The sequence below is a fragment of the Acidovorax sp. GW835-FHT14G06 genome (assembly GCF_058793595.1).
This window is the reverse complement of record NZ_JBXAGA010000002.1, coordinates 103,291-129,692: the sequence shown is the minus strand read 5'-3', so window position 1 is coordinate 129,692 and position 26,402 is coordinate 103,291. Positions and strand designations below refer to the sequence as shown.

Here is a 26,402-nt window from a genome sequence, read left to right as displayed (position 1 = left end):
AGCGCACGCTACTTGCGCGCCACGCCGCTCGTGGCCAGGCGCTTGCGCAGCTCGCGGATCAGCGCCTTGGCACGCGCCTCGTTGGCGGGGCCCATGCGCAGCAGGATCTTCTGACCGCTGGGCAGCGCCTCCAGCGCGGGGTCCACAAACTCGTAGCGCACCCAGGGCCGCAGGTTGGGCACTTCGGTGTTCACGGGCGTGAGCTTGACCTGCAACGGGCCTGCAGGCTCGGGCGCCAGCAGCAGCTGGTCCAGCACCGCCACCAGGCGGTCGTTGAAGTAGTGCCGGGGGTAGCCCAGTTCTTCGTACGCTTGCTGAAACAGCGGGTACAGCCGCGCATAAAGCGCCACGGCGGGCTCCATCGGCACCGCCTCGGCAAACGTCAAAAAGGCGCCGTAGCGCGCGGCGTTGGCGGCAGCGATGGTGGTGGGCGCATTGCCAGTGCCGTCCACTGCAAACCGCTGCGCCGTGGGCTGCACGGGCCACATGCGCGATGGCGCATGGGCGCGGCCCAGGTTGTCCACGGTGGCCACCACACGGCGGACGAAACCATCGGTCTGCAGAAACACCGCAAGCTTGTCGCGGCCCAGCAGGTCGGCCAACAGCTCTGCAACCCGAGGGTCGGACTCGGCCAGCGCAGGCAATGCGGTATCGGGCGGCGCCAGCGCATCCACAGGGTTCTGCTGCCCCGACGCCTCGGGGGCGGTAGACGGCGCAGCGGGTGCTGCAGGGGCCGTAACCACAGGGGGCGGCGCTATCACAGGTGCCACGGGCCGCAGCCAGAACCACCATGCAACCCCAGCCGCCACGGTGCATACCAGCGTGACCAGCACCACCCAGAGTGCGGGGGAAGTGCGCTCTGGTGCGGGGCGGAATTCTGCAGTGTCTTGATCGGGCATGGGCTCTCCTTCAACACAGGAACAACCCTTGTCCGAGCCTCTACAGCGTCAGGCGTTCCCTGCCAGTCCCCCAAGGGCGACTTGCCCGATTGGATCGCCACACGCCCACGACCTGGTAACGCGATGTAGCCAGCATCGGGTTGGCCCGACCACAAAAGACCTGTTTAAAACGCCGTCGGCGTGGTGGACAGCGATTCCAGCCAGGTCACCGTAGCCGCCAACTCGGACGGGCGAATTTCGTGCGCGCTGGGGAACTCGCGGTACGTCACCGTCACCGGCAGTGGCGCCATGTGGTGGGCGATGGCCTGGGCGTTGGCCAGCGGGATCACATTGTCGTGGGTACCGTGGCTCAGCCACAGTTGCTTGCCGCGCAGCGCATCTGCAGGTGCGGTGAGCGGCACCACCTGCGGCAGCAGGCGGCTGTGCCACACGAGGCCTGCATGCATCAACGCGGGCCGGGTGAGCAACAGCGACAGCGCCATGATGCCGCCCTGGCTGAAGCCGCCCACCACCACCCGCTCGGGCGGAATGCCCAGCTGCTCGGCGGCAGACTCGACCGCCTGGGCCACCAGGGCGCGGCTTTGCGCCTCCTGCTCTTCGTTGATGGTGCGCTCGCCGCCAGGTTCGATAGAAAAATCAAACCACGCGTGCGAACCCGGCCCCATGCGAAACGGCGCCCGCAGGCTCAGCACATGGAACCGGTCAGGGATCTGCGGCGCCAGGCTGAACAGGTCCTGCTCGTTGCTGCCCACGCCATGCATCAGCACCAGCAGCCAGGGGCGAGGCGTGGTGGCGGCAGCGGGGCGCTGCAAAAAAGTGAGCGGCAAGGTAAGCATATATGTGCACCTCAGTCAGTTTCAGGGCAAAAATTGGCACGCCAAATGGAGGTCAGTGCACCGGCTCCAGGGCAAAGGCGTCCATCGACAGCATGCTGTACATCACCTCGCGGCTCAAGTAGTTTGCGTGCAGGTCGTCGCCTGCTGCACCCAATGCAAAGAAGATCGGCAAAAAGTGGTCTTCGGTCGGATGCGCGCGGTGGGCGTGAGGCGCCTGGCTGCGGTAGTTGAGCAGTGCTGCCATGTCACCACGGGCCAGTGCGTCCTCGATCCAGCGGCTGAACTCCAGCACATAGGGAGCGGGCGCGCGCTCGCCGCCAAAAAACTCGGCCAGGTTGTGCGTCATGCTGCCCGACCCCACCACCAGCACGCCGTGGCTGCGCAGACTGCGCAGCGCGGCACCCAGTGCATACACATCGGCCGGGCCCGCGCCCACGGGCAGGGCCACCTGCACCACAGGCACGTCGGCCTGCGGGAACAAATGCATCAGCGGCACCCAGGCGCCATGGTCGAAGGGACGGGCCGCATCGCCCTGGGCCGCCACACCGGCCGCCTGCAGCAGGCCCAGTACCTCTTGCGCCAACGCGGGCGAGCCCGAGGCGGGGTATTGCAGCTGGTAAAGCGCGGGCGGAAACCCGCCAAAGTCGTGCCAGGTGGAGGGCTGCGGCCCGGTCATGACCTGGGCGGTCCGCGCCATCCAGTGCGGGGACATCACCACCACACCGCGCAGGCCGGGGTATTGAGCCTTCAGGCTCTGGCCCCATTGCGTGAGCGCAGGGCCGGTGGTGCCAGCGTCCAGTGCAAACAATGGCGCACCATGCGACACAAACAGCGCGGGGACTACAGCAGAGACAGCGGCGGGGGCTTGGGCAGACGCAGACATGACAACTCCAACAAGGGACACCATGAATGTAGGACTGATGGCCCGTGATACCAAGCCCTGCATGGCAGACAGATTGTTCTATGGATGATGCCAATCAAACATTGACAGGCCGTTGGCGCGCGGTGGGCAACACCTGCACGCCCCTCCCGACGCTCAAGCCTCAGGAGCCGTCGCGCACCCGGCCCCGCAGCGCCTTGGTCTCGCCCCGCTGCGTCTTGCTTTGCAAGCGCCGCTGTTTGGACCCATAGGTGGGCTTGGTGGCCCGGCGCACGCGGGGCGGCGCGGCCACGCTGTTGACCAGCGCATTCAGGCGCTCCAGCGCATCGTTGCGGTTTTGCTCCTGGCTGCGGTACTGCTGTGCCTTGATGACCACCACACCGTCTTGCGTGATGCGGGTGTCACGCAGGGCCAGCAAGCGCTCCTTCACGCCTTCGGGCAGCGAAGATGCAGACACATCAAAGCGCAGATGGACGGCGCTGGAAACCTTGTTGACGTTTTGTCCGCCCGCGCCCTGCGCGCGCATGGCGGTGATTTCGACCTCGTCCTCGGAGACTTGCAGGGGCAGCGGGACCATGAGGTGCGAACCGCGCGCGCCTGTGCTCAGGCCCCAGGCTGCTGGGCCAGCAACTGCGCCAGCCCCTCAATCGCCAGGCCATAGCCCAGCACGCCAAAGCCACACATCACCGCCTTGGCGGCTGCTGCCATGTACGAATGGTGGCGGTAGGCCTCGCGCGCATGCACGTTGCTGATGTGCAGCTCGATCAGCGTGATGCCTGTGCCCTTGATGGCGTCGTGCAGCGCAATGCTGGTGTGGGTGTAGGCCCCGGCGTTGATGACCACACCCGCCAGCTCGCCCGCCGCATGCAGGCGGCCCGCCTCGTGAATCCAGTCCACCAGCGCGCCTTCGTGGTTGCTTTGGTGAAAACGCAGCGCAAAACCGTAGCGGTCGCAGGCGTCGGTGCAGAGCTTTTCCACATCGGCCAGGGTGGCTGCACCATATACGGCGGGCTCGCGCGTGCCCAGCAGGTTCAGGTTGGGGCCATTGAGGACAAAAACGGTTTTATTGGCAGTCACAGACAAGGTCTCCGGGGCAATGCGCCTGCCACGCTGGCAGGCCAGAGTGCGGGATTATGCGGCGCCGCAGCGCAAGGGGCCGCCCCAATAAAAAAGCGGCCCCGAGGGACCGCTGTAAAAGGCAGCCTGTGCAACGCTGCCTGTGAGCGACTCGCGCCCAAGAGGTTGGTGACAGACCAGCCGCCGGGGCTGATCAACGGTCCCAGTGGCGACCGTGGCCGTGTCCGTGGTGGCGATGGCCGTAGCCATAACCGCCGTAATACACCGGTGGGGGTGGCGTGTAGTACACCGGCGGGGCGTTGTAATACACAGGGCGTGGAGGGGGCGCGTAGTACACCGGTGGGGGCGGTGCCACGTATACCGGGGCAGGGGCATAGTAGCCATTGCTGGCCCCCACCACCACGCCGGGCACGCCAATGCCCACAGACCAATTGACATCACGGGCCTGGGCGGAGCCAGCACCGGCCAACAGGGCCAGCGCCACACCCGCCACAGCGGCCGCAGTAGAAACAGAACGGGTTTTCGTCATGGAAATCTCCTAGTGAATGAGGGCGCCCAGCCAAAAGGACGCACCTCACCGGTACACAACGCACCAAGTACCTAAAAGGATGGCATAAAACCGTCTTTACGTTGTGTCTGAACGTACACGTGCTCGTTTTAATGCGTAAACCGTCACGAAACCGCCGCCTAAAATGGCTGGATGAGCACCCCCTCCCCCGCCAATACCGCCGCCACTGCAACTTCTGCGGCCCCTGAAACCGTCAAGCCCAGCAACTTTTTGCGCCAGATCATCGAGCATGACCTGGAAAAAGGCACCTACGCCACCCGCCGCTGGGCAGGTACCCCCGGCGACGCCGCCCACCACGCCCAGGGCGAGCCCGACCCCGCCAAGATCCGCACCCGCTTCCCGCCCGAACCCAACGGCTACCTGCACGTGGGCCACGCCAAGAGCATCTGCATCAACTTTGGCCTGGCGCGCGACTACGGCGGCATCTGCCACCTGCGCTTTGACGACACCAACCCCGAGAAGGAAGACACCGAATACGTCAACAGCATCATCGACGCGGTGAAATGGCTGGGCTTTGACTGGAACGGCGCACCCGACGCCGCCCCCTACCAGGCCAGCGACTACTTCGACTTCATGTACCGCGCGGCTGAATACCTGATCGAAGCTGGCCACGCCTACGTAGACGAGCAAACTGCCGAACAAATGCGCGTGAACCGGGGCGACTTCAACAAGCCTGGCGTGGACAGCCCCTTCCGCAGCCGCACCCCGGCAGAGAACCTGCGCATCTTCCGCGAGATGAAGGACGGCCAGCACGAAGACGGATCGATGGTGCTGCGCGCCAAGATCGACATGGCCAGCCCCAACATCAACATGCGCGACCCGGCCATCTACCGCATCCGCCGCGCCACGCACCACAACACGGGCGACACCTGGTGCATCTACCCCATGTACACCTACGCGCACCCCATCGAGGACGCGCTGGAGCAGATCACCCACAGCCTGTGCACACTGGAGTTTGAAGACCAGCGCCCCTTCTACGACTGGCTGCTGGAGCGTTTGACCGAAGGCAACCTGCTGGCCAGCCCGCCCCCCCGCCAGTATGAGTTTGCGCGCCTGAACCTCACCTACGTCATCACCAGCAAACGCAAGCTGGCCCAGCTGGTGTACGACCACAAGGTCAGCGGCTGGGACGACCCCCGCATGCCCACCATCGTGGGCTTGCGCCGCCGTGGCTACACCCCCGCCGCCATCCAGACCTTTGCCGAGCGCATCGGCGTGACCAAGTCCGACAGCTGGATCGACTACAGCACCCTGGAAGGCTGCCTGCGCGAAGACCTGGAGCTGAAAGCCCACCGCGGCATGGCCGTGCTGAACCCCGTCAAGCTGGTGCTGACCAACTGGGACGACGTGATGGGCGCAGGCCACCTGGAGCCCTGCAGCCTGCCCGCCCTGCCCCACCCGCCCGAAGGAACAGAGTCACCCGTGCGCCACTTCACCATCGGCAAGGAAGTCTGGATCGAACGCGAAGACTTCGAAGAAGTGCCCCCCAAGGGCTACAAGCGTTTGTTCCCCGGCAACAAGGTGCGCCTGAAGGGCGGCTACGTCATCGAATGCACGGGCGCCAACAAAGACGCCGACGGCAACATCACCGAAGTGCTGGCCACCGTGGTGCCCGACACCAAGAGCGGCACCCCCGGCGCCGACAGCGTGAAAGTGAAAGCCGCCATCACCTGGGTGGGCGTGGCAGACGGCGTGAACGCCGAAGTGCGCATGTACGACCGCCTGTTCCTGGACGCGCATCCCGATGCGGGTGGCAAGGACTTTATTGAAAGCCTGAACCCGAACAGCCTGAAGGTGGTTACTGCCATCGTGGAGCCGTCATTGGCCAATGCCCAACCGGATGACAAGTTCCAGTTTGAGCGGCATGGGTACTTTGTGGCGGATCGCATTGACCACAAAGCAGGGAAGCCGGTGTTTAACTTGGCCGTGGGGTTGAAGGATTCCTGGGGGAAGTGATTACCTCCTGTTTGAAAAAAGGCCAGCAGATTTTTATATTTGCTGGCCGTTTTCTATTGGACCGACAACAGCTTTCGACCCGAAGCGGTCTGCCACAGTGCAATATGGATCTGTCATTTGCTGCCACTCAGTTAAAGCCCCCGCCCTCTGAGTGAGGTTTGCCATGGTCAAGCACTTCGCATCTCGAGCGGTATTCGCTCCCCAGTGGCTTGGTTGGAAAACACGGTCTGCGACTTTGGGTGGAATGGCGAATGATGCTGCTGTGTAAGCTGCAGCTTGAAAAGCGAGGAAAAAATATGCTGCTAACCGATATCGCCGTCGAGCACACCCTGGTGTCCAAAAAGAATGGAGTTCGTCAGACTTTCTTGCTGCATCCGTTTACCGATACACAGCGAGATTCGCTTGGTAAATTCGAGATCGTTCGTGACATCAGCCAGCCAGGATTCAAAGACGTTAAACGTTCAACCTTCGTGACGTTTCAACAACTGGCAGAGTTGTATGCAAAAGGTGCGCTCGAAGAATTCGGGTTTTCCGTTCGCATGTGTCCAGGTCAGGGCACGTACCCCGCCAAGAATCCCACAAAAAAGATACTGCCAACCAGCATCAGGCCGGGTTCACCGTTCGACCTGGCTGTTCAAAAGGTGGATATTTCAAAACCTGCTACTCGCGAATTAAGGACCGCCTTGCTTCGCACCAATGTCACCCTTCAAGGGTGAGGACGCTGATTGATAGGAAAGTCCCTGTGAATTCATCCGTTGCCCATGCTGAACTTATCGCCACCTTCAAACGGGCGCAGGCAGATGCCGCTCACAAGCTCGGATTGATCAAAGCGGCTGCGAACAAGGGCCCCAAGGCAGTCCAAGCCGCGACGGAAACGGCTGCAAAGGCCGTAAAACGCAGGGACTCGTTTGCAAAAAAAATGGACAACCTGGGGGTGAGCCTCAAGGATTGAGGGCGGTCCAGCCTGCGGCCCGGCACCAGCCAGCAGCCACCGCCTGCACTAGGCCGCAGGAGATAGATAAAGATAAGCGCTAGAGGCAAATGGCATGATCCATGCAAACCGCCCCTAGTCTCCCACGGGGTACAGAGCTGAGCCTTGTATCGACCGAAAAAGCACCCACAACACGCTGCACGCCGTACACGGGGTGATCTACCCGGCTGCAAGCGCTACCCCGTTTGCGCTACACACTGCCATGCTCACTACCCCACCCCTGCCGCCCACCTTCACCCCCACCTACCGCCCCGTGCCGCCCGGCCCGCTGGCGGAGCCGCTGCAATTGCTGCCTGTCAACGCCGATGTGATGGCCGTACACACGGCCACGGGTGCGCATGTGGGCTCGCTCAAGAAGCTGGGCGGGGTCTGGAAGTTCAAGGCCATGGGCTACGACGCCGCAGGCCGCATGGAGCCGGGCCATGGGCCGCTGACGGAGCAGCACAACATGGCGTTCGCGGCGCTCAATGAGGCCGAGGTGAGTGCCCGGCTGCTGGGCGCGTTGGGAAGCGCTGGGTAACGAGCGCCAAGAAAGCACCAAAAAATACGAAGCCGCGCCGCACAGGGCCGCAACCCTCAGAGTTGCGCGTCGGCCAGCACAAACTCCACCGCCGCACAGGCCGCCGCCACCTGCGCCTCAATGCACTGCTCGGGCGTGGCGCGGGCGCTGTCGGGGTAGACCTCCGTTGTGGTGGTGTAGCGCGCGCCGCTGATGCCCGCGCACAGGCCCCACTGCTTCATCGGGTAGTGGATGACGCCCGGCGCCACCACGGGCGTGCCGATAATTTCGTTCTTCTCGTCCGCTGGCGCAATGTGCGTGACGCGGCTGACGGCCTCGATGATGGCTTGCTGGAAGGCGGGCTGCGGGTTGTCGGTGTCGTCCACCAGGTAAAAGCCGTCGGGGATGCTGCCGGGCTCGAACACCTTGCCGTCGCGCGCGGCCACGGCGGGGCGGTATTCGGATTCGTCGGTGTCGGTGGTTTCGTGCAGGTCGATGTGGGCGGCAAACTGTCCGTGCAGCGGTGCCACCAGGCGCATGAGCGCGGCGGACTCCTGCGCGGGTGAGCCTTCGCGGAACGACCGGTTGGGGTCGATGGCGTCAAAGTTCCAGCGCTGAAACCGCTCGTACGCCCAGGGGCTCACACACGGCACCACCAGCAGGTTGACGCGGCCTGCAAAGCGCTCGGCCTGCGTGTCCACAAACCGCAGCGCGCCGTGCACACCACTCGTCTCGTAGCCGTGCACCCCGCCGGTCACCAGCACGGTGGGCAGGCCGGGCTGCCAATCGCGGCTGCGCAGGGCCCGCAGGGGAAAGCGCTCTGCCGGGTGCTGGGCATCGGCATAAATCACGTCGCCATACATCTCCACGTCAAACCGGCCCCGCAGCGCCTCGATGGCCGTGAGCACGTCTTCGGCGTAGCTGCGCTGGCGCACCTGGCGTGCGCGCCACTGGTCGCGCTCTGCGGCGCCCCAGGGTTGGCCGGGCGTGCCGATGGGATAGGTGTGGGTGGGTTGCATGGGTGCGTGGGATGGAGTGGCGGGTGAATGGTTGCAAACGGGGCCGACGGAAAGGAGAACGTCAAACGGCTTGTCGCAGGGCGTTCATAGAATACCGCGATGCCCCTCCCTTTGATTCGGCCCTTGCGGCTGGCGACCTCGTCGCTGCTTTTGCTGCTGTGTGCGCTGGCGCACGCACAGCCCGCCCCCCAACCCGCAACTGCCAACACCCCGGCCACGCGCCCGGCAGGCAGTGCCCCTGTGGATGGCACAACACCCACACCGGGGGGCGCTGCAGCCGCCGCACCCACAGCCGCCGATGCGGCCCTGCTGTCGCGCGATGCGCGGCGCATTTATGAGCTGTCGCGCGACAAGCTGGTGCAGATCCGCACGCTGCTGCGCAACGCCAACACGCAGGCGTCGATTGGCTCGGGCTTTTTTGTGTCGGCCGATGGGCTGATCGTCACCAACTTTCACGTGGCCAGCCAGCTCGCGCTGGAGCCCGAGCGCTACCGGGGCGTGTACGTGACGATGGAGGGGCAGGAGGGCGAGGTGGAGCTGCTGGCGTTTGACGTGCAGCGCGACCTGGCCGTGCTGCGCGCCAAGGGGCGCACGGCCGCTACGCCGGTGCTGAGCTTTCGGCCCTCCACCGACGCGCTGGCGCAGGGCGAGCGCATCTACTCGCTGGGCAACCCGCTGGACATCGGCTTTGCGGTGACCGAGGGCACCTACAACGGGCTGGTCAAGCGCAGCTTTTACCCGCGCATCTTTTTTGGCGGCGCGCTCAACCCCGGCATGAGCGGTGGCCCCGCAGTGGACGACGCAGGCCGGGTGTTGGGCGTCAACGTAGCCAAGCGGCTCGACGGCGAGCAGGTGAGCTTCTTGATACCGGCCGAGTTTGCGCAGGCGCTGGTGCAACGCGCAGCCAATGCCCAGCCCATCACGCAGGCCGCGCATGCCGAGATGACCCGGCAGCTGATGGAGCACCAGCAACTGCTGACGGACCGGTTCTTGAAAGCGCCGTTTCGCGAGCAGCGCCATGGCAACTACCGCCTGCCCGTGCCCGACGATGCGCTGGCGCGGTGCTGGGGATCGGGGCGTGACCCGGCCTTCCCGGGTCTGAACCTGGAGCGCACGCAGTGCCAGGCCGACAGCGATGTGGTGGCGGGTGACTTCAGCACCGGCGCAGTGCGCCTGTCTTACGAGGCCTACAACGCCCCCACGCTGGGCGCCGCCCGGTTTGCCCGCATGTACTCGCAAAGCTTTGCCAACGAGCGCCTGCCCGTGCGCGGCAACCGCCACCAGACGGCGGCCGAGTGCACCGAGCGGTTTGTGGACCCCGGCACCGTGCCGCTGCGTGCGGTGGTGTGCCTGTCGGCCTACCGCAAGCTGACCGGCCTGTACAACATGACGGTGCTGGCCACCTCGGTCAACCAGCCCACACGGGGCGTGCTGGGCCGCCTGGATGTGCAAGGCATTGCGTTTGACAACGGCATGAAGCTGGCCAGCCACTACCTCAAGGCTTTTCGCTGGGAGGCAGCACCATGAGCGCGATGCCAACCACCACCACCCTGGGGCTGATCGAGGCGTTTGACCGCCACGGCGCGCTGCTGGCGCGTGCGCCCATCACCCGCTGGCCCGTGACGGTGGGCCGCGCGCTGGACTGCGACCTGGTGCTGGACGACCCGTTTGTGGCGCCCCGGCACCTGCGCATTGACCGCGCGGTGGAAGAGCCCCGCATCGTGCAGGTCGAGGTGCTGGAGACACGCAACGGCGCACGCCTGCAGCGCAAGCAGCATGCCCAGGGCGAACGCTTTGACTGGCCCGATGGCATGCCCATCGACCTGGGCCACACCCACATCCACCTGCGCCTGGCCGATGCGCCCATCGCCGAGGAGCAGGCGCTGCCGCAGTTTCCGTGGCGCACGGTGGGCACCACGGCCGCGCTGGCGGTGCTGGTGCTGCTGGCCGGGCTGGGAGAGTCGTGGCTGGAGGCCCGCGACGCCGCGCAATACCTGAAGTCGCTGCCCCTGTTGCTGCTGACCACGCTGGCGGTGGTGGGGGCCTGGGCGGGTCTGTGGTCCGTGGCCAACAAGCTGTTTGGCAGCCAGCTGCGGTTCTGGCGCCACGTGCGCATCGCGTGCACCGCAGTGCTGGTGGCCGACGCAGTGCAGCTGCTGAGCTATCTGACGGCGTTCACGTTCTCGCTGGAGTCGCTGTCGCGGTTTGCCCCAGTGTTGATGGTGCTGGTGCTGGCCGGCGCGCTGTACACCCACCTGGCCACCGTGCTGCCCCGCCGCCGCGTGGGCCTGGCCTGGGCCATGGCGGCTGTGGTGCTGCTGGGCGTGCCGTCGTGGCTGGGCGCGCAGTGGCTCAACCGCATGCGGCTGGGCAACGAGCTGTACATGAGCAGCCTGTTCCCGCCCGCCCTGCGCGTGGCCCCTGCGGTGCCGGTGGACCAGTTCCTGCAAGACACCGATGCGCTGCGCGGCAAGCTGGACCGGCGCCTGCGGGATGACGGGCTGGCGGATGAGGACGACGAGTAGGCCACCAGACGGACTGCGTAAAGCTGCCCAACCCCACACCGCCCCACCCCACCAGCCCCCATGCGCCGCCGCAAGCCCCACCACCACGTCTACGTGGTCGAGCTCTCCAAAGACGTGCTGCTGGAGCCGCGCTTTCGCAAGTGCAACCCCGGCTACATCGACGGCAAGCCCTGCGTGTACGTGGGCATGACGGGGCTGGACCCGGATGTGCGGTTTGACAAGCACAAGGCGGGCATCCAGGCCAACCGGTTTGTGACGCAGTACGGCCTGCGGCTGCTGCCAGACCTGTACGAGGGCTTCAACCCCATGACCTACGAGGAGGCCGTGGACCGGGAGATCGAGATCGGCATCGACCTGCGCTCGGCCGGGTTTGGGGTGTGGCAGGCGTGAGCGTGTGTTCAAAAGTCAGAGCCTGTTCAAAGTCTTGACCCCTTCGCGCATCCTTTAAGATTCCACCCCGCTGATTCCGTTACTCACATTTTTATAGCTGCTCGCGCATGATCTTCTGGCGCATGCGGCTCATTTCACTTGAATTTGACCGCCATGAACTTCGCAGACCGCCTCAAGCAACTCCCCTCCGCCAGCCACCTCGCCGCCCTGCAACTGCTGGGCGCAGACGGCCAGGTGCTGGCCACCATCGAGAACAAGCCCGGCCAGACCGGGTCGCTGGTGGTGTATGCCGCACTGGCGGCCCTGTATGGCGGGCAGATCACGCCTGCAGCCGCCAGCCTGGGGCTGGAGTGGTATGCGGAGCATGTGGCGGATGCGCGCGCCTTTCCGGGCAAGCACCCCAACATCGACCAGCTGCTGGCCTGGGCGCAGGGCAGTGAGAGCTTTGCGGTGCGCACGGTGGCAGCCTGAGACAAAAAGTTGCCGTGGCAACGGCAGGTTGTCGAAAACGCGCAGGCCCGTTCGTCGTAGGGGTATGAACACGTTGAATGAGCGATATCGTTCGGCGGTTCACGCTTTCATCCCCCCTGATGTCCACCCTCAAGGAGCCCCCGAATGACCACCACTACCGGCACCGTCACCCTGCACCGCGTGCTGCGCGCCCCAGCCGAGCGCATCTACCGCGCGTTTCTGGATGCCGATGCCATGTGCAAATGGCTGCCGCCCCATGGCTTCACCGGCCGGGTACTGAGCCTGGATGCACGCGTAGGCGGCAGCTACCGCATGCAGTTCACCAACCTGAGCAGCGGCGGCACGCACGCGTTTGGCGGCGAGTATGTGGAGCTGGTGCCGGGCGAGCGCATCGTGCACACCGACCGGTTCGACGACCCCAACCTGCCCGGCGAGATGCGCACCACCATCCAGTTCAAGAAGGTGATGACGGGCACCGAGGTGTCCATCGTGCAGGCGGGCATCCCGGCCGTGATCCCGACCGAGATGTGCTACCTGGGCTGGCAGGAGTCGCTGCAGTTGCTGGCGCTGCTGGTGGAGCCGGAGATTCCGGGCGAGTAACCCACTGCCCCGCGCCAGGCCCACGTTACTTCAAAGCCATCACTTCAACCACTTGTCATCGGCTTGCTTGATGGTGCCCCGGCTGTCCACCAGGCCCCACACAAAGCCCATCACGCGCACGTAGTCGGCGTCGTCGGTGGGCAGCATGAAGCCCAGGTAGTTCTTGGGCGTGAGCGGTGCGTCCACAAACGCGGCGTGCAGGCGCGGGTCGGCCTTGGCGTAGTGCAGGGCTTCATACGTCTCGGTGATCATCACGTCGCCCTTGCCCTCGGCGATCAGCGCGGGGATCTCGGCGTTCTTGTCGTGCGTGCTGACCTGGGCGGCCTTAAGGTTGGCCAGCACATAGGTTTCGTTGGTGCCGCCGGGGTTCTTGATGACGCGCACGGTGGGCTGGTTCATGGCGTCCACGCTGGTGTATTTGGCCTTGTCGGCCGCGCGCACCAGGGCCACTTTGCCGAACGGGGCGTAGCCGGGCAGCATGTCAAAAATGCGCATGCGGTTGACGTTGCGGGTGATGCCGCCCACGGCCACGTCAAACTTGTCGCCCTGCAGGTCCTTCACCAGGTTGGGCCAGGTGGTGGGCACGTATTCGATCTTCACGCCCAGCTCCTTGGCCATGGTTTCGATCACATCGATGTCATGGCCGCTGTAGCCCGCGTCCGTCTTGATGGCAAACGGGCGGTAGTCGCCGGGCGTGCCCACGCGGATGACCTTGGCCTCCATGATCTTGTCGAGCCGGGGGCCCGCCTGCGCGGCCGGGCTGAAGGCGAGGCTGGCGACCACGGCGGCGGCTGCGGCCAGGGCCAGGGTTTTCTTGATGATCATGGGCAGGTTCTCCAGTAGCTCAGAAGATGGGACAAGAACAGGCATTTCCGTGGCCCGCAGCAAATGCGGACGCACAGGGGCTTGGGTCAGACACGTTACAACAAACGGCGCGCAGTACAAGGGCACATCGGCGGCCCACGGTCCGCATCGCGACACGTTGCGCCCTGCATGACGCAAAGCCCATGCCAGACGCGAGAGCACGGAGTTCGCCCGGCGCAGGCATGAGCGCCTGCAGCCACAAATTCTTCGGATGCTCTAATTTTTATAGCGCATTAGGCATATCCGTTCGGCGCCAGACATCCATCTGGCACCAAACTGGGTTACCCTGACCGGTTCTGCAACAAGGATTCGCCATGAAAAAACTCAACGTCACCATCCAGCTCGAAATGACCGTGCCCGACAACTGGGAGCTGGTCGATACCTCTGAGGGCACGCCGGTCATCAAGCTGCCCGATGGCAAGTTCATGGACATCGCCATCGAACCCCTGTTTGCCACAGACCCCGAAGACCTGTGGGCCAGCACCGAAGACGAAGACGTGCTGGACGACATCCTCGACATGGTGGACAGCGAAGCCGTGACCTACGAGTTCGTGACGCACTGATCCACAAGCACGGCGGAGATGCCCACCAGGGCAAAAACTGCCCCGGCGGCGCACCGCAACCGCCGCCGCGCATTCACTACCTGAAACTACACTTTTGATAGCGCCTGGCGCATTGTTCACTGGCACCAGCGGCTGATTTCATTCAAACATCGTCACAGCTGCGACCGCATCCAACCGGTCAAGGTCTCGTGTACTTTTTCGCGCAGCGGGCGGTCCCGCCAGGCCTCGTAGGTCACGCGGCGTGACCGCCGGATGTCGTCTTCAAACACCTGCGTCTGGCGCTGTGCAAAGGCAGCGTCGTACACGTTCAGGTTGGCCTCGTCGTTCAGGCGGAACGAGCGGTTGTCAAAATTGGTGGAGCCCACCGACACCAGCAACTGGTCCACGATCATGACCTTGCAGTGGTACATGGTGGGCCCGTATTCGTAGATCTCGGCCCCGGCCTGCAGCAGCTCGCCCCAGGTGGCACGGGATGCGGCCTTCACGGTCTCGGTGTCGGTGTGCTCGCCGGGGGTGACCAGGCGCACGCGCACGCCGCGTGCCAGCGCATCCATCAGCAGCTTGCGGGTCAGGTCGTCGGGCACAAAGTAGGCCACCGACAGGTCGATGCTGCGCTCGGCCGCTGTGATGGCCAGGTGGTACATGAGCTGCATGCTCTCGCTGCCACTCGATGGCGAGCTGGAAAACATCTGCGCCTTCTGCCCACCCGCCGGTGCGATGGCCGGAAAGTACGCCTCGCCATGCAGCACCTTGCCGGTGACCTTGAGCCAGTTGTCCAGAAACGTGGCCTGCATCTGCGCCACGGCGGGGCCGCGCACCAGGTAATGCGAGTCGCGCCAGTGGTCGGGGTCTTGCGCGTGGCCCGTCCACGCGGGCGCAATGCCCACGCCGCCGGTAAAGCCCACCTGCCCGTCCACCACCAGCAGCTTGCGGTGGGTGCGGTTGTTCAGGCGGGCCAGGTTGTACCAATGGGGTTTGTGGAACTTTTCGATCAACACCCCGGCCGCCTTCATCTCGGCCAGGTAGCTTTCTTCCATCTTGGCGCTGCCCACCCAGTCGAGCAGCACATGCACGGGCACACCGGCGCGGGCGCGCTCGCTCAGGGCGTCGGCAAACTGCTTGCCGATGTCGCCCGACCAGTAAATGTAGGTTTCGAAGGTGACGCTTTTTTGGGCGGATTTGATCGCGGCCAGCATGGGCGGAAATATCTGGTCGCCGTTGAGCAGCTCCGTCACCGCATTGCCGCCCACGATGCCCGGGCCCAGCAGGCTGCCCAGGGCGCGCTCGAACTGCGGGTGGGCGGCGCTGTACAGGCGCGGCAGCTGTTGCTGCACTTTTTTCTCGCCCGCCGTGAAGTTGAGTGCCAACAAGACAAGGGCCCCCGTGGCCAGGGCCGTGAGCAAGACAGTGAGCATGGTGGAACGGCGGCGAGGGGCGGCGGGTGACATGGCGCGATGGTAGGTGCCGACATGCAGGCGCGATGTAGGCGGACGCCGCCAACACCGGGGGCACAATCGCCCTTGTCGGCCGCGACAGCGGGGCGCTTTGCGCGCGCACCAGCCCCTTGCGCAGTCCCTTTGTTTTTGTTCATGCCTTCCTCTGCCGTGTCTGAATCTGCCCGCCCTGCTCCCGCCCGCCCCGCCCCCTCCATCACCCGCCGCAGCGCCTTGATCGGCACGGCGGGCCTGCTCGTGCAGCCTGCCCTGGTGGCCCCTTTGCATGCCAAGCCTGTGCCACCCTCGCCCACGGTGTGGCCCCAGGCGCTGCAGGTGCCGGGCGGCGTGGCACGGCTTTCGCTGGGCCCGTCGGCCACGCGGCCGGGGGCGCAGGTGCGCCAGGGCGAGGTGGATGTGCCGCTGCGGGTGGTGGGCGATGCCATCGATTGGACGGCCATCGTGGGCATACCGCTGGCGGCAGCGCCGGGTGACGCCTTTATCAGCGTGCTGCCCGAGGGCAGCGGCAGCCCGCGCCTGGTGCACTACAGCGTGGCCCCCAAGCAGTACAAGGAGCAGCACCTGAAGGTGTCGCCCCGCACGGTGGACCTCTCGCCCGAGGACCAGGCCCGCTACGAGCGCGAGCGCGACCACCACGCGCAGGTGATAGCCACCTTCACCGAGCAGCCCGCCGGCGTGGCGCTGGCATCGCTGCGCATGCGCGTGCCCGTGCCTGGGCGGCGGTCCAGCTCGTTCGGGCTGCGCCGCGTGTTCAACGGCCAGCCGCGCAACCCGCACAGCGGCATGGACATTGCCGCTGCCACGGGCACGCCCATCGTGGCGCCGCTGCCGGGCCGGGTGATAGACGTGGGCGACTACTTCTTCAACGGCGGCACGGTGTGGCTGGACCACGGGCAGGGCCTGCTCACCATGTACTGCCACCTGAGCAGCATGGAGGTGCGCGTGGGCGATGTGCTGCAGGCGGGCGACGAGTTCTGCAAGGTGGGCGCCACCGGCCGCGTGACCGGCCCGCACCTGCACTGGGGCGTGATGCTGAACCGCACCATGGTGGACCCGGCGCTGTTCGTGCCGGCCTGATGGCGCAGGGCTTCATTACTATGCAATTGATAGCACCCAGTGCATATTGCACTAGCGCATCCGGCCCTTTTTGTTTGAAACCAGCCCCATGACCCCGCGCCTGATCCGTTTCAACAAGCCCTACGGCGTGCTGAGCCAGTTCACGCCCGAGGGCAAGTGGCAGGGGCTGAAGGACTACATCGACCTGCCCGGCGTGTACGTGGCCGGGCGGCTGGACGCCGACAGCGAAGGGCTGCTGCTGCTGACCAACGACGGCAAGCAACAGGCCCGCATTGCCGACCCGCGCTTCAAGATGGAGAAGACCTACTGGGTGCAGGTGGAGGGCATTCCCAATGAGGCCGCGCTGGCCGCGCTGCGCAGTGGCGTGGTGCTGAACGACGGCCCCACCCTGCCCGCCCGCGCACGGTTGCTGGAGCCCGCCCCTGCGGTGTGGGACCGCACCCCGCCCATCCGCGAGCGCAAGGCCATCCCCACCACCTGGATCGAACTCATCATCCGCGAAGGCCGCAACCGCCAGGTGCGCCGCATGACGGCTGCCGTGGGCCACCCCACGCTGCGGCTCATCCGCGCGGCCATCGGGCCGTACACGCTGGACGGGCTGGCGCCGGGCACCTGGGCGGATTGAGCCGGCAGGCGTGCGGGGTCTACGCGGCCACCGCCTGCATGCGCCGCGACAGGGCTGACCCGCGCGCACGCAAAAAGGCCCGCAAGCCCTCGGCATAGTCCGCACCCACGGCCTGCTGCACCGAAGGGCGTGCCGCCAGCGCGGCGCGCCACTGATGCACCAGCGGCAAGCCTTGCCAGAGCCCCAGGTCATCCACACCCGGCAAGGTGTCGATGACGTCGAAGTACCGGAACACCGGGCCGAACACCGCGTCCACCATGCCAAAGTCCGGCCCGGCAAAGTACGGCCCCGGCACGCTGCGCTGGCCCAGAGCCTCTTCGATCTGCACAAAACGGCTGCGCAGGTCTTGCGCGCGGGCCTGCAGCGTGGCCTCATCCGGCGCGGCGTAGAAGCCGCCGATGGTGTTCAGCACCGCAGAGCCAAACTCCATCCACGCCCGGTGGCGTGCGCGCTGCAGCGGATCTGGCGGGTGCAGCACGGGCATGGCCACCTCGTCCAGGTATTCGCAGATCACGGCCGACTCAAACAGGCTCTGGCCGCGCACCTGCAGGACCGGGGTCTTGCCCAGCGGCGAGAGGGCCAGGAACCAGTCGGGCTTGCGGGCCAGGTCGATGGTGCGGCGCTCGAACGCAAGGCCCTTTTCGTGCAGCACGATGGCCACGCGCTGCACATAGGGGCACAGCGCGTGCGAGACCAAAGTGAGCGCAGCGGGCGCTGTGGTCTGTGCCATCACGACAACAACCCCTCAGCCTGCAGCGCGGCCTGCACCTGCGGGCGGGCCGCCACGCGTGCCATCCAGGCCTGCAGGTGCGGGTAGGCAGTGAGCGGGATGCCCAGCAGGTGCGACCAGTTGACGATGGTGAAGCCATACGCGTCGGCCACGCTGTAGCCGCCTGCCAGAAAATCGCTGCGCGACAGCACGGCCTCCATCTCGGCAAAACGCACGGCCAGCTTGGCCTTGACGGCCTGGCGCGTGGCGTCGGCCGTCTCCTTGTGCCACAGCCAGGGGCTGAAGCCCTTGTGCAGTTCGGTGCTGACGAAGGTGAGCCACTCCAGCACGGCCAGGCGCTCGCTGGAGCCGGGCTGACCGATGAGTGCGCGCACCGGGTCCAGGTCAGCCAAGTACTGCAGCAGCGCCGCTGCTTCGGTGTGGCGCGACTGGTCGGCCAGCTCCAGCAGGGGCACATAGCCGCGCGGGGAGATGTCAAGGTAGTTGGCACCGGTCTCGGTGGTGTGGCGCACCAGGTCCACCTTGACCAGATCGAACGGAACGCCGACCTCGCGCAGGGCAATGTGGACGGCGAGCGAGCAGGCACCGGGGGCGTAGTAGAGCTTCATGGGAACGGGGCTTTCTGTAAAAACGGTTGGAATGTGTCGCCGTTGCTACCCACTAGCACCCACGGACACCCATCGGTACACGGCAAGGCCCGGCGACAGGCAGAATCTATGCTTGCAACAACGCAAACAAAATAAGCACCCATGAAATCAACCGTTGCATCAGCGCAATACCAACTGGGCGCGGCCGAGCTGGAAGTGCTGCTGGCCATGGTGCGCACCGGCACCCTGGCGGCCGCCGGTGAGCGACTGGGGGTGGATGCGTCCACGGTGTTCCGCGCCATCCAGCGCATCGAACGGGGGCTGGGCCAGTCGCTGTTCGACCGGTCGCGCGCCGGCTACCGCCCCTCCGAACTGGCCCAGGCATTGGCCGAACAGGCCGAGCGGGTGGAAGCCGCCCTGGAGGCCGCGCGCTCTGCCGCACAGGCGCAGCCCGAACAGGTGTCGGGCACGGTGCGAATCTCCACCACCGACACCATCCTGCACGGCCTCATCGCCCCGGCCCTGCAAATGCTGCAGCCCCAGCACCCGGCCCTGGTGTACGAGCTGCACGCCGGCAACGAGCTGGTGAGCCTGACGCGGCGCGACACCGATATCGCCGTGCGCGCCACCAAGCGCCCGCCGCAGCACCTGGTGGGACGGCAGCTGGGCATGATCCGCTCGGCCCTCTACGCAGGCACCGCCAGCACCCTGGCCCTGTCGGACGTGGAGGCGGGCCGCGCCGCCTGGATTGCGCCCGACGACGCACTGCCCGACCACCCCTCGGTGCGCTGGCGCAAGAAGCAATACCCCAGGGCACAGCCCACCTACCGCGTCAATAGCCTGCTCACCGTGATGGAACTGGTAGCACTGGGCATGGGCGTGGCGGTGCTGCCCCTCTTTCTGGCCCAGGGCCGCAGCGACCTGCGCCCGCTCACGGGCGCGCTGGCCGACGGCGAGACCGAGCTGTGGCTGCTGACCCACCCGGAGTCGCGGCACCTGCGGCGCATTGCGGCGGTGTACGGGCATCTGGCGGAGACGGTGCAGCTGCCCTGAGTCACTTGGGGCCTCTGGCCGATGAATCCAAGGTGCACACCACACCCGCGCCTGCTGCCAGCACGTTGTCAGCAGCCGGTCCCTACAGTGCGCGGCCATGACCCTCACACAGTTCTACGGCGCATCCAGCCTCGACGGCTTCATCGCAACGCCCGACCATGACCTGGGCTGGCTGCTGCAATTTGGCGAAATCGAGGGCTCCAGCTACCCGGCATTCATCCGCGACGTGGGGGCGCTGGCCATGGGATCACACACCTACGAATGGATGCTGAAACATGCCATCGATGCGGGGCAGCCTTGGCCGTACACACAGCCCACCTGGGTGTTCAGCACGCGCACACTCCGCAGCATTGCCGGTGCCGATGTGCGTTTTGTGCGTGGCAATGTGCGCCCTGTGCACCAGGCACTGGTGCAGGCCGCAGCGGGGCGCAATGTGTGGGTGGTGGGCGGGGGTGACCTGGTGGGACAGTTTGACGACGCAGGCCTGCTGGACGAGCTGATCGTGCAGGTGGCGCCGGTCACGCTGGGTGCGGGCACCCCGCTGTTTCCGCGCCGCGTGGTGCAGCCGCCGCTGCAGCTGCAGTCGGTGACCACGCTGGGTGGCGTGTTTGCAGAGTTGCGCTACCGGGTGCCGTCACGCTTTGCCCGGTGAGTGCGGCCGGTCGTCCCGCTAGGGCTGCTCAGTCCGCCAGCGCCTGGTCGATGACCAGGTAGCGTTTGACCAGGTCAAAAAAGCTGTCGTAGAAGGTGTCTTTGGCGATGGTCTCGCTACCCACCTTGACCAGGGACTCGCTGCTGGATGAGAACGGCAGCGACACCGAACCGATGGCGCCCACGCCCACGCTGGCCGAGTTGTTGGTCTTGCGCAATGCGTAGGTGTCCTGGGTGGCCGTCACAAAGCCCAGGCTGACCTTGCCTTCGTTGGCCTCGGGCACGCACACCACGCGCACCACCATCTGCAGGTGCGACTCAGGCTCGGGCTGGAAGCTCTTCTTGCCTTCCACCAGGTCGGCCGCACTGGACGAGATGACGTAGCCCTGGCTGAGCAGCGCGCGGCGCGAGGCCTCGCAAGTCTGGGCAGGCGTGGCGTCAAACAGGCGCGAGTAGGTGGCGACCGAGCCAAAGTTCTCTTGCACCCCAAACGTCTTGGCCCCCGTGCTGGTGCAGCCTGCCATGACCAAAGTCGCGCTACAGGCCAGGGCCATTAGGGCGGCGCGCAGGGGCGCTGGTTGGGGTGCATGGGATTCTGTGGACCAGGGGAAACGCAAAACCGGGACTCCTTGGGTGGTGGGTAGCTACCGCCGACAATAACAAGCGCGTTACAAGCGCATTCGACAATGCGCCCCATTGTCACAGCGCCTGGGGTGTCTGACGGTAGTAACCGCTCCCGGTTCCCCACATTCTTCATGCCATGCACAAACTGGCGTGGTAACACCTTGAAGCAAAGCGGTCCGGTGATACGCCGGGGGCTTGGCACAGAACATGCCCCGCGCACCAGCACCTGCCACGACGCTCTTGCACCCATGCAAAGCGCTATACCATTCATAGCTACAAAGGCACGCTGCAGTAGCGCATCTAGCCAAAATTGGCTCACTGCAGCAAAAACACCGCCGCCAGCGCCTGCAACCCACTATCAAGCCCCCCGTGCCCCTCGCTTCCCTGTTTTGCCTGGTCGTCGCCATCAGCGACGGCGACACCCTCACCGCCCGCTGCGGCACGCCCGGCGCCTATCAGCAGGTGAAGGTGCGCATCGCCGCCATCGATGCGCCCGAGTCGCGCCAGGCCTTTGGACAAAAGGCACGGCAGCATCTGGCCCAGCTGTGTTTTCGGCAACGCGCCACGCTGCAACCCGTGGACGAGGACAGCTATGGCCGTATGGTGGCGCAGGTGCGTTGCGGTGGCACCGATGTCGCCACAGCACAGGTGCGCGCGGGCATGGCCTGGGTGTACACGCCGTACGCCAGCAGCTACCCGCACCTGGCGCCCCTGCAGCGCTCGGCACAGGCCCAGCATGCGGGCCTGTGGTCCCAAAAGCGGCCCTTGGCACCCTGGGACTACCGGCACCGGCATCGCCGTTGATTCCAGCTGCGCCGCGCCCACAGAGGCACTGGACAGGTACTTTGCGAGCCATTGACAGCAGACTGCGTCCACAAAAGCTAGCATCTGGCCTCCCACCCACAAGGCCGCGCAACGTCTGCGGCACGCCCCGCACTCTCCGACCCCTTCCATGTCCAGCCCAGAGCCGACCGCCCCACGCGCCGCCGTTGCCGTACCAGAAGAACCTGCCAGCGTTTATCGCCACGCGGGTTTCCTTTCGTTCCTGATCGCCCGTGTCGTGGCCGTGATCGCCACCCAAGTGCAGGCCGTGGTGGTGGCCTGGCAGGTGTACGACCTGACGCGGCAGCCGCTGGCACTGGCCTACGTGGGTCTGGCGCAGTTTCTGCCCATGCTGGCCCTGTTGCTGCCGGCGGGCGACCTGATCGACCGCTTCGACCGCAAGCGCATCCTGGCGATTGCCTGGTCGGTGGGCGGCGTGTGCAGCGCCCTGCTGTGGTGGCTGTCTGGCCACGGCAGCAGCGGTGTGGCGGGCATCTATGCCGTGCTGGTGCTGTATGGCTGCACCCGCGCGTTCTCGGGCCCGGCCATGCAGAGCCTGCTGCCACAGATCGTTCCGCGTGCGCAGCTGGCCCAGGCCATTGCCGCCAACAGCATGCTGATGCGTGTGGCCAGCATTGGCGGGCCGCTGCTGGGCGGGCTGCTGTATGCGCTGGGCGGCGGCGAGCTGACCTATGCCATCTGCTGCGCGTGTTTTGTGCTGGGGGTGGCCCTGCTGCTGCGCGTGGTGGTGGCCCATGCCACGGCACCCGGCCCCGCGCAAGGCACGATGTTCGAGCGTTTTGGCGCGGGCATCACCTTCATCCGCACGCGGCCCATCATCCTGGGCACCATCTCGCTGGACCTGTTTGCCGTGCTGCTGGGCGGCGTGGTGGCGCTGCTGCCCATCTATGCGCAAGAGGTGCTGCATGTGGGCCCGGCGGGGCTGGGTGCGCTGCGCAGTGCCATGGCTGTGGGCGAAGTCAGCGCCGGGCTGTACCTGAGCATGCGGCCCTTCAACCGCCAAGTGGGCCGCACCATGTTCATCGCGGTGGCGGTGTTTGGCGTGGCCAACCTGGTGTTTGCGCTGTCCACACTGTTCTGGCTGTCGTTTGCGGCGCTGCTGGTGGCGGGCGCGGCCGACATGGTGAGCGTGTACATCCGGGGCGCTCTGGTGCAGTTCTCCACGCCCGACACCATGCGCGGGCGGGTGAACGCGGTGAACATGCTGTTCATCGGCTCGTCCAACGAACTGGGCGAATTCCGCGCGGGCACCAGCGCCGCATGGCTGGGCGTGGTGCCCGCCGCCATCGTGGGCGGCCTGTGCACGCTGGGTGTGGTGGGTGGCTGGATGATGGCGTTCCAGACCCTGCGCAAGGTAGACCGTTTTGAGGAGGCCGCACAGGCCACGGGCGCAGCGCCATAGCACCGAGAACCTGTTCTCAGGCGATCATGATCATGTCTGGGGGCTTGGAGATACCCCTCGATACATCCTCCCTGGCGTTTGTGTCGCGCAGGTAAAACCCGCCGTGCGGGCTTGCATGCGGGTGGTGGCAGCGGCACCATGCGGACAGCCATTGGCTGGCTGCCCGCGAGGCCCCATGACCCCCACTAACCCACGGCACCTCCACCGCCGCACCCTGCTGCTCGGCCTGGCGGGCTGCGCCGTCTTTGGCGCCCCCCTTGCCACACAAGCCGCGCCCCCCGCAGCCGCAGTGCCCCACACAACAGGCCCGGGCACCTGGAGCGCGGCCGACGAGCCCACCCTGGCCCGCCTGCTGGACCGCGTGACCTGGGGCTGCACCGCCCAGGGCACGCAAGCGCTGGGCGGCTGGGGCATCAGCGCGTATCTGGCTGCGCAACTGCGCCCAGGTGCCAACGCCGCACTGCCCCGCGAAGCCCAGGCGCAGATCGACGCCATGGCCATCTCGCGCACCCCCATCGAGGCGCTGGCGGCCAACATGGAAGCCCGCAACCGCGCCGCCAAGGCCCAACCCACCGAAGACGAGCGCAAGGCTGCGCTCAAGGCCTGGCAGCAGGACATGCGCGCCCTGCAGCAAGAGGCTGCCGCGCGGTTTGTGCTGCGCGCGCTGTATTCGCCAAGCCAGTTGCGCGAGAAGATGACTTGGTTCTGGATGAACCACTTCAACGTGTTTGCAGGCAAAGGCAGCCTGCGCGCACTGGTGGGCGACTACGAAGAGCGCGCGGTGCGCCCCCACGCCCTGGGCCGCTTTCGCGACCTGCTGGGCGCCACCGTGCGCCACCCGGCCATGTTGCGCTACCTGGACAACGCGCAGAACGCCGCAGGCCGCATCAACGAAAACTACGCGCGCGAGCTGATGGAACTGCACACGCTGGGCGTGGACGGTGGCTACAGCCAGCAGGACGTGCAGGAGCTGGCTCGGGTGCTGACCGGCGTAGGCGTGTCGCTGCGGCCGCCGGGTGACGAGCCCCCGCGCATGAAGCCCGCGCTGCGCCGCCACTACGTGCGCGAGGGATTGTTTGAATTCAACCCCCAGCGGCATGACTGGGAGCCCAAGACGCTGCTGGGCCAACCCCTGCGGGCCCAAGGCCTGGCCGAGGTGGACGAGGCTCTGGACCGTTTGGCCCGTGCGCCTGCCACCGCCCGCTTCATCACCCGCAAGATCGCGCTCTTTCTGGTGGGCGACAACCCGCCCCCTGCACTGCTGCAGACACTGGCCCGCAGCTTTGAGCGCACGGACGGCGACATTGCGGCAGTGCTGGAAACGCTGTTCCACACACCAGAGTTCCGTGCGTCCCTGGGCCAGCGTTTTCGGGACCCGGTGCACTACGCGCTGGCGGGCCTGCGCCTGGCCCACGGCGATGCCGTGCTGCCCAGCACCGACCCTGCGCTGGCGTGGCTACAACGGCTGGCCGAGCCTTTGTATGGCCGTGTCACGCCCGATGGCTACCCGCTGGACTCCGCGACATGGTCAGGCTCGGGGCAAATGAGCACGCGCTTTGAGATGGCGCGGGCCTTGGGTGCAGGCGCCATGGCCGCCCCACCAGCGAGCGTTGACGCGGCACCCCGCGCCGCCCCGCGCATGCCGCCCGGCCTGGCGCAGACCGCCTACGTGCGTACGCTGGAGCCCACCTGGTCCCCGGCCACGCGCAGCGCCCTGGCGCAGGCCACCTCACCGCGCGAATGGAATCTGCTGTTCCTCGCATCCCCTGAGTTCATGCACGGATGAGGAGAAGAGATGGAGTACATCCCCTTGAGTCGCTTCGCGCCTTCCCCCTTCTCTCGAATGGCTTCGCCCTTCGGCAAGGGGGACGCAGCCCGTGCGGCGGGGCGGCCCTTGCACGGCTGCCATGGCTTTGGCCGCGCACGCGCCTGCGCAGCAGCCGATGATGCGTTCGGGCGCGATTGAAAGGACAGCCCCATGCTTTGTAGACGACACCTTCTCCAGGCCCTGGTCGCCAGCGCACTCGGCACGGGCCTGGGCGTGCACAGCGCCAGCGTGCTCGCCGCACCCCGCGCGCAAGACGCGCGCTTTCTGCTTGTGTTCTTGCGCGGTGGCTACGACTGCGCCAGCCTGCTCGTGCCCACGGCCAGCAGCTACTACTACGAGACAAGGCCCAACATCGCCATCGCCCGGCCGGGGCAGGAGGGCGGCGCCCTGCCGCTCACGCCCGACTGGGGCCTGCACCCGGCACTCGCTGAATCGATGCTGCCGCTGTACCAGCAGCGCCAGCTGGCGTTTGTACCGTTTGCGGGCACGGACGATCTCTCCCGCAGCCATTTCGACACCCAGGACAGCATCGAGCTGGGCCAGCCCCTGGGCGGGCGGCGCGACTACCGATCGGGCTTTCTGAACCGGCTGGTGGCGGAGCTGAACCCGCGCGCCGACGGTGCCCCGGTGGCGCTGCAGCCGATGGCGTTCACCAGCACCCTGCCCCTGGTGCTGCGCGGGGCGGTGGATGTGCCCAACACCGCACTGAGCGCAGGCGCGGGGCGCGGTGGTGTGGATGCGCGGCAGGCTGAACTCATCGCCTCCATGTATCAGGGCACACCGCTGGCCACGCCCGTGAACGAAGGCTTTGCCACCCGCGATGAGGTCGCCCGCACCATGCAGGGCAAGATGGAAGCTGCCAGCCGCAATGCGCTGAGTACCAAGGGCTTTGAGGGCACTGCCCGGCGCATGGCGCGGCTCATGCAGTCGCGCTACCAGCTCGGCTTTGTGGACGTGGGCGGCTGGGACACCCATGTGGGCCAGGGCGCCGCCACCGGCACGCTGGCCAACCGCCTGGAGGAACTGGGCCGTGGCCTGGCAGGCTTTGCCGACGAGATGGGCCCCGCGTGGAAGTCCACCGTGGTGGTGGTCATCAGCGAGTTTGGCCGCACCTTCCGCGAGAACGGCAACCGGGGCACGGACCATGGCCACGGCACGGTGTTCTGGGTGCTGGGCGGCGGGGTCAATGGCGGCCGCATTGCGGGCGAGCAGCAGGCGCTGACCGCCACCACGCTGTTCCAGAACCGCGACTACCCCGTGCTCAACGACTACCGCAGTGTGTTGGGGGGACTGTTCGCCCGCATGTACGGGCTGAACGCGGCGGCCGTGGCGCGGGTGTTTCCGGGGACCCAGGGGGCCGACCTGCGGCTGGTTTAGCCGCGCTGGCGCG

31 protein-coding genes are annotated in these 26,402 nt (G+C 66.3%); 19 read left to right on the top strand and 12 right to left on the bottom strand.

The window, feature by feature from the left end; genetic code table 11:
* Positions 1 to 8: 8 nt before the first annotated feature.
* The 6 genes from AC1Q64_RS03060 to AC1Q64_RS03035 form a co-directional block, all read right to left on the bottom strand.
* Positions 9 to 899 (bottom strand): DUF3014 domain-containing protein, encoded by an 891-nt coding sequence (locus AC1Q64_RS03060; protein ID WP_492250408.1) that lies wholly within the window; start codon positions 897 to 899, stop codon positions 9 to 11.
* Positions 900 to 1,063: 164 nt separating this feature from the next.
* Positions 1,064 to 1,735 (bottom strand): alpha/beta hydrolase, encoded by a 672-nt coding sequence (locus tag AC1Q64_RS03055; RefSeq protein ID WP_291436415.1) that lies wholly within the window; start codon positions 1,733 to 1,735, stop codon positions 1,064 to 1,066.
* A 52-nt stretch (positions 1,736 to 1,787) separates the two neighbouring features.
* The gene (locus AC1Q64_RS03050; RefSeq protein ID WP_291436418.1) at positions 1,788 to 2,618 is read right to left on the bottom strand and encodes a DODA-type extradiol aromatic ring-opening family dioxygenase; all 831 of its coding nucleotides are present in this window, start codon (positions 2,616 to 2,618) and stop codon (positions 1,788 to 1,790) included.
* 160 nt (positions 2,619 to 2,778) lie between these two features.
* Positions 2,779 to 3,192: an alternative ribosome rescue aminoacyl-tRNA hydrolase ArfB gene (gene arfB / locus AC1Q64_RS03045; protein WP_492250407.1), complete on the bottom strand. Its 414-nt coding sequence runs from the start codon at positions 3,190 to 3,192 to the stop codon at positions 2,779 to 2,781.
* 26 nt (positions 3,193 to 3,218) lie between these two features.
* Positions 3,219 to 3,692, bottom strand: coding sequence for a type II 3-dehydroquinate dehydratase (gene aroQ, locus AC1Q64_RS03040; protein WP_492250406.1), 474 nt, complete (start codon positions 3,690 to 3,692; stop codon positions 3,219 to 3,221).
* 193 nt (positions 3,693 to 3,885) lie between these two features.
* Positions 3,886 to 4,221, bottom strand: coding sequence for a hypothetical protein (locus tag AC1Q64_RS03035; RefSeq protein WP_492250405.1), 336 nt, complete (start codon positions 4,219 to 4,221; stop codon positions 3,886 to 3,888).
* Between the two features lie 171 nt (positions 4,222 to 4,392).
* Between AC1Q64_RS03035 and AC1Q64_RS03030 the strand changes: the two genes are divergently transcribed.
* The 4 genes from AC1Q64_RS03030 (at position 4,393) to AC1Q64_RS03015 (ending at position 7,727) form a co-directional block, all read left to right on the top strand.
* Positions 4,393 to 6,216, top strand: coding sequence for a glutamine--tRNA ligase/YqeY domain fusion protein (locus AC1Q64_RS03030; protein ID WP_492250404.1), 1,824 nt, complete (start codon positions 4,393 to 4,395; stop codon positions 6,214 to 6,216).
* A 251-nt stretch (positions 6,217 to 6,467) separates the two neighbouring features.
* Positions 6,468 to 6,932: a hypothetical protein gene (locus tag AC1Q64_RS03025; RefSeq protein WP_291436427.1), complete on the top strand. Its 465-nt coding sequence runs from the start codon at positions 6,468 to 6,470 to the stop codon at positions 6,930 to 6,932.
* Positions 6,933 to 6,958: 26 nt separating this feature from the next.
* Entirely contained in the window at positions 6,959 to 7,168 is a 210-nt protein-coding gene (locus AC1Q64_RS03020) for a hypothetical protein (protein WP_291436429.1), read from the top strand.
* Positions 7,169 to 7,409: 241 nt separating this feature from the next.
* Positions 7,410 to 7,727 carry a hypothetical protein gene (locus tag AC1Q64_RS03015; RefSeq protein WP_492250403.1) on the top strand — a complete coding sequence of 106 codons (318 nt, stop codon included), beginning with the start codon at positions 7,410 to 7,412 and terminating at the stop codon, positions 7,725 to 7,727.
* A gap of 56 nt (positions 7,728 to 7,783) precedes the next feature.
* Here AC1Q64_RS03015 and AC1Q64_RS03010 read toward each other — a convergent pair whose 3' ends face one another.
* On the bottom strand, positions 7,784 to 8,725 hold the full coding sequence (locus AC1Q64_RS03010; protein WP_492250402.1) for a M14 family metallopeptidase: 942 nt from the start codon (positions 8,723 to 8,725) through the stop codon (positions 7,784 to 7,786).
* Between the two features lie 99 nt (positions 8,726 to 8,824).
* Between AC1Q64_RS03010 and AC1Q64_RS03005 the strand changes: the two genes are divergently transcribed.
* The 5 genes from AC1Q64_RS03005 to AC1Q64_RS02985 all read left to right on the top strand — a co-directional run bounded on the left by AC1Q64_RS03005 (position 8,825) and on the right by AC1Q64_RS02985 (position 12,711).
* A complete protein-coding gene (locus tag AC1Q64_RS03005) occupies positions 8,825 to 10,252 on the top strand; it encodes a S1 family peptidase (protein ID WP_492250401.1) in 1,428 nt (475 codons plus the stop codon).
* Entirely contained in the window at positions 10,249 to 11,250 is a 1,002-nt protein-coding gene (locus tag AC1Q64_RS03000; protein WP_492250400.1) for an FHA domain-containing protein, read from the top strand. Before AC1Q64_RS03005 ends, AC1Q64_RS03000 begins: the two co-directional genes overlap by 4 nt.
* A gap of 60 nt (positions 11,251 to 11,310) precedes the next feature.
* Entirely contained in the window at positions 11,311 to 11,640 is a 330-nt protein-coding gene (locus AC1Q64_RS02995) for a hypothetical protein (RefSeq protein WP_015014990.1), read from the top strand.
* Between the two features lie 153 nt (positions 11,641 to 11,793).
* Positions 11,794 to 12,111: a DUF2322 family protein gene (locus AC1Q64_RS02990; protein ID WP_492250399.1), complete on the top strand. Its 318-nt coding sequence runs from the start codon at positions 11,794 to 11,796 to the stop codon at positions 12,109 to 12,111.
* A gap of 144 nt (positions 12,112 to 12,255) precedes the next feature.
* Positions 12,256 to 12,711, top strand: coding sequence for an SRPBCC family protein (locus AC1Q64_RS02985; RefSeq protein WP_492250398.1), 456 nt, complete (start codon positions 12,256 to 12,258; stop codon positions 12,709 to 12,711).
* Positions 12,712 to 12,750: 39 nt separating this feature from the next.
* On the opposite strand, the gene AC1Q64_RS02980 is transcribed toward AC1Q64_RS02985, so the two are convergent.
* Positions 12,751 to 13,536, bottom strand: a complete 786-nt coding sequence (locus AC1Q64_RS02980; RefSeq protein ID WP_492250397.1) for a transporter substrate-binding domain-containing protein — start codon at positions 13,534 to 13,536, stop codon at positions 12,751 to 12,753.
* A 353-nt stretch (positions 13,537 to 13,889) separates the two neighbouring features.
* Between AC1Q64_RS02980 and AC1Q64_RS02975 the strand changes: the two genes are divergently transcribed.
* Entirely contained in the window at positions 13,890 to 14,138 is a 249-nt protein-coding gene (locus tag AC1Q64_RS02975; RefSeq protein ID WP_056064732.1) for a hypothetical protein, read from the top strand.
* 152 nt (positions 14,139 to 14,290) lie between these two features.
* Here the strand turns inward: AC1Q64_RS02975 and AC1Q64_RS02970 are convergent, their stop codons facing one another.
* Entirely contained in the window at positions 14,291 to 15,553 is a 1,263-nt protein-coding gene (locus AC1Q64_RS02970) for a phospholipase D-like domain-containing protein (RefSeq protein WP_492250678.1), read from the bottom strand.
* Positions 15,554 to 15,727: 174 nt separating this feature from the next.
* Between AC1Q64_RS02970 and AC1Q64_RS02965 the strand changes: the two genes are divergently transcribed.
* Both AC1Q64_RS02965 and AC1Q64_RS02960 read left to right on the top strand, forming a co-directional pair.
* A complete protein-coding gene (locus AC1Q64_RS02965) occupies positions 15,728 to 16,669 on the top strand; it encodes a peptidoglycan DD-metalloendopeptidase family protein (RefSeq protein ID WP_492250396.1) in 942 nt (313 codons plus the stop codon).
* An 88-nt stretch (positions 16,670 to 16,757) separates the two neighbouring features.
* Complete coding sequence (locus AC1Q64_RS02960) at positions 16,758 to 17,294, top strand: pseudouridine synthase (protein ID WP_444825215.1); 537 nt, start codon at positions 16,758 to 16,760, stop codon at positions 17,292 to 17,294.
* Positions 17,295 to 17,313: 19 nt separating this feature from the next.
* Here the strand turns inward: AC1Q64_RS02960 and AC1Q64_RS02955 are convergent, their stop codons facing one another.
* Complete coding sequence (locus AC1Q64_RS02955; protein WP_492250395.1) at positions 17,314 to 18,024, bottom strand: glutathione S-transferase family protein; 711 nt, start codon at positions 18,022 to 18,024, stop codon at positions 17,314 to 17,316.
* Entirely contained in the window at positions 18,024 to 18,632 is a 609-nt protein-coding gene (gene gstA / locus AC1Q64_RS02950; RefSeq protein ID WP_492250394.1) for a glutathione transferase GstA, read from the bottom strand. Before gstA ends, AC1Q64_RS02955 begins: the two co-directional genes overlap by 1 nt.
* A 141-nt stretch (positions 18,633 to 18,773) precedes the next feature.
* Between gstA and AC1Q64_RS02945 the strand changes: the two genes are divergently transcribed.
* Together AC1Q64_RS02945 and AC1Q64_RS02940 are read left to right on the top strand one after the other, a co-directional pair.
* Positions 18,774 to 19,664 carry a LysR family transcriptional regulator gene (locus tag AC1Q64_RS02945; RefSeq protein WP_492250393.1) on the top strand — a complete coding sequence of 297 codons (891 nt, stop codon included), beginning with the start codon at positions 18,774 to 18,776 and terminating at the stop codon, positions 19,662 to 19,664.
* A 97-nt stretch (positions 19,665 to 19,761) separates the two neighbouring features.
* The gene (locus AC1Q64_RS02940) at positions 19,762 to 20,316 is read left to right on the top strand and encodes a dihydrofolate reductase family protein (RefSeq protein WP_492250392.1); all 555 of its coding nucleotides are present in this window, start codon (positions 19,762 to 19,764) and stop codon (positions 20,314 to 20,316) included.
* 28 nt (positions 20,317 to 20,344) lie between these two features.
* On the opposite strand, the gene AC1Q64_RS02935 is transcribed toward AC1Q64_RS02940, so the two are convergent.
* Positions 20,345 to 20,839, bottom strand: a complete 495-nt coding sequence (locus tag AC1Q64_RS02935; protein ID WP_492250391.1) for a DUF2242 domain-containing protein — start codon at positions 20,837 to 20,839, stop codon at positions 20,345 to 20,347.
* Positions 20,840 to 21,308: 469 nt separating this feature from the next.
* Here AC1Q64_RS02935 and AC1Q64_RS02930 point away from each other — a divergent pair, with 469 nt between their 5' ends.
* The 5 genes from AC1Q64_RS02930 (at position 21,309) to AC1Q64_RS02910 (ending at position 26,389) form a co-directional block, all read left to right on the top strand.
* On the top strand, positions 21,309 to 21,743 hold the full coding sequence (locus AC1Q64_RS02930; RefSeq protein WP_099732174.1) for a thermonuclease family protein: 435 nt from the start codon (positions 21,309 to 21,311) through the stop codon (positions 21,741 to 21,743).
* A gap of 148 nt (positions 21,744 to 21,891) precedes the next feature.
* Entirely contained in the window at positions 21,892 to 23,184 is a 1,293-nt protein-coding gene (locus tag AC1Q64_RS02925; protein ID WP_492250390.1) for an MFS transporter, read from the top strand.
* A gap of 175 nt (positions 23,185 to 23,359) precedes the next feature.
* Positions 23,360 to 24,970: a DUF1800 domain-containing protein gene (locus AC1Q64_RS02920; RefSeq protein ID WP_492250389.1), complete on the top strand. Its 1,611-nt coding sequence runs from the start codon at positions 23,360 to 23,362 to the stop codon at positions 24,968 to 24,970.
* A 57-nt stretch (positions 24,971 to 25,027) separates the two neighbouring features.
* Positions 25,028 to 25,150 carry a hypothetical protein gene (locus tag AC1Q64_RS02915; protein ID WP_255409862.1) on the top strand — a complete coding sequence of 41 codons (123 nt, stop codon included), beginning with the start codon at positions 25,028 to 25,030 and terminating at the stop codon, positions 25,148 to 25,150.
* Between the two features lie 12 nt (positions 25,151 to 25,162).
* Positions 25,163 to 26,389 carry a DUF1501 domain-containing protein gene (locus AC1Q64_RS02910; protein WP_492250388.1) on the top strand — a complete coding sequence of 409 codons (1,227 nt, stop codon included), beginning with the start codon at positions 25,163 to 25,165 and terminating at the stop codon, positions 26,387 to 26,389.
* The last annotated feature ends 13 nt before the right edge of the window (positions 26,390 to 26,402 follow it).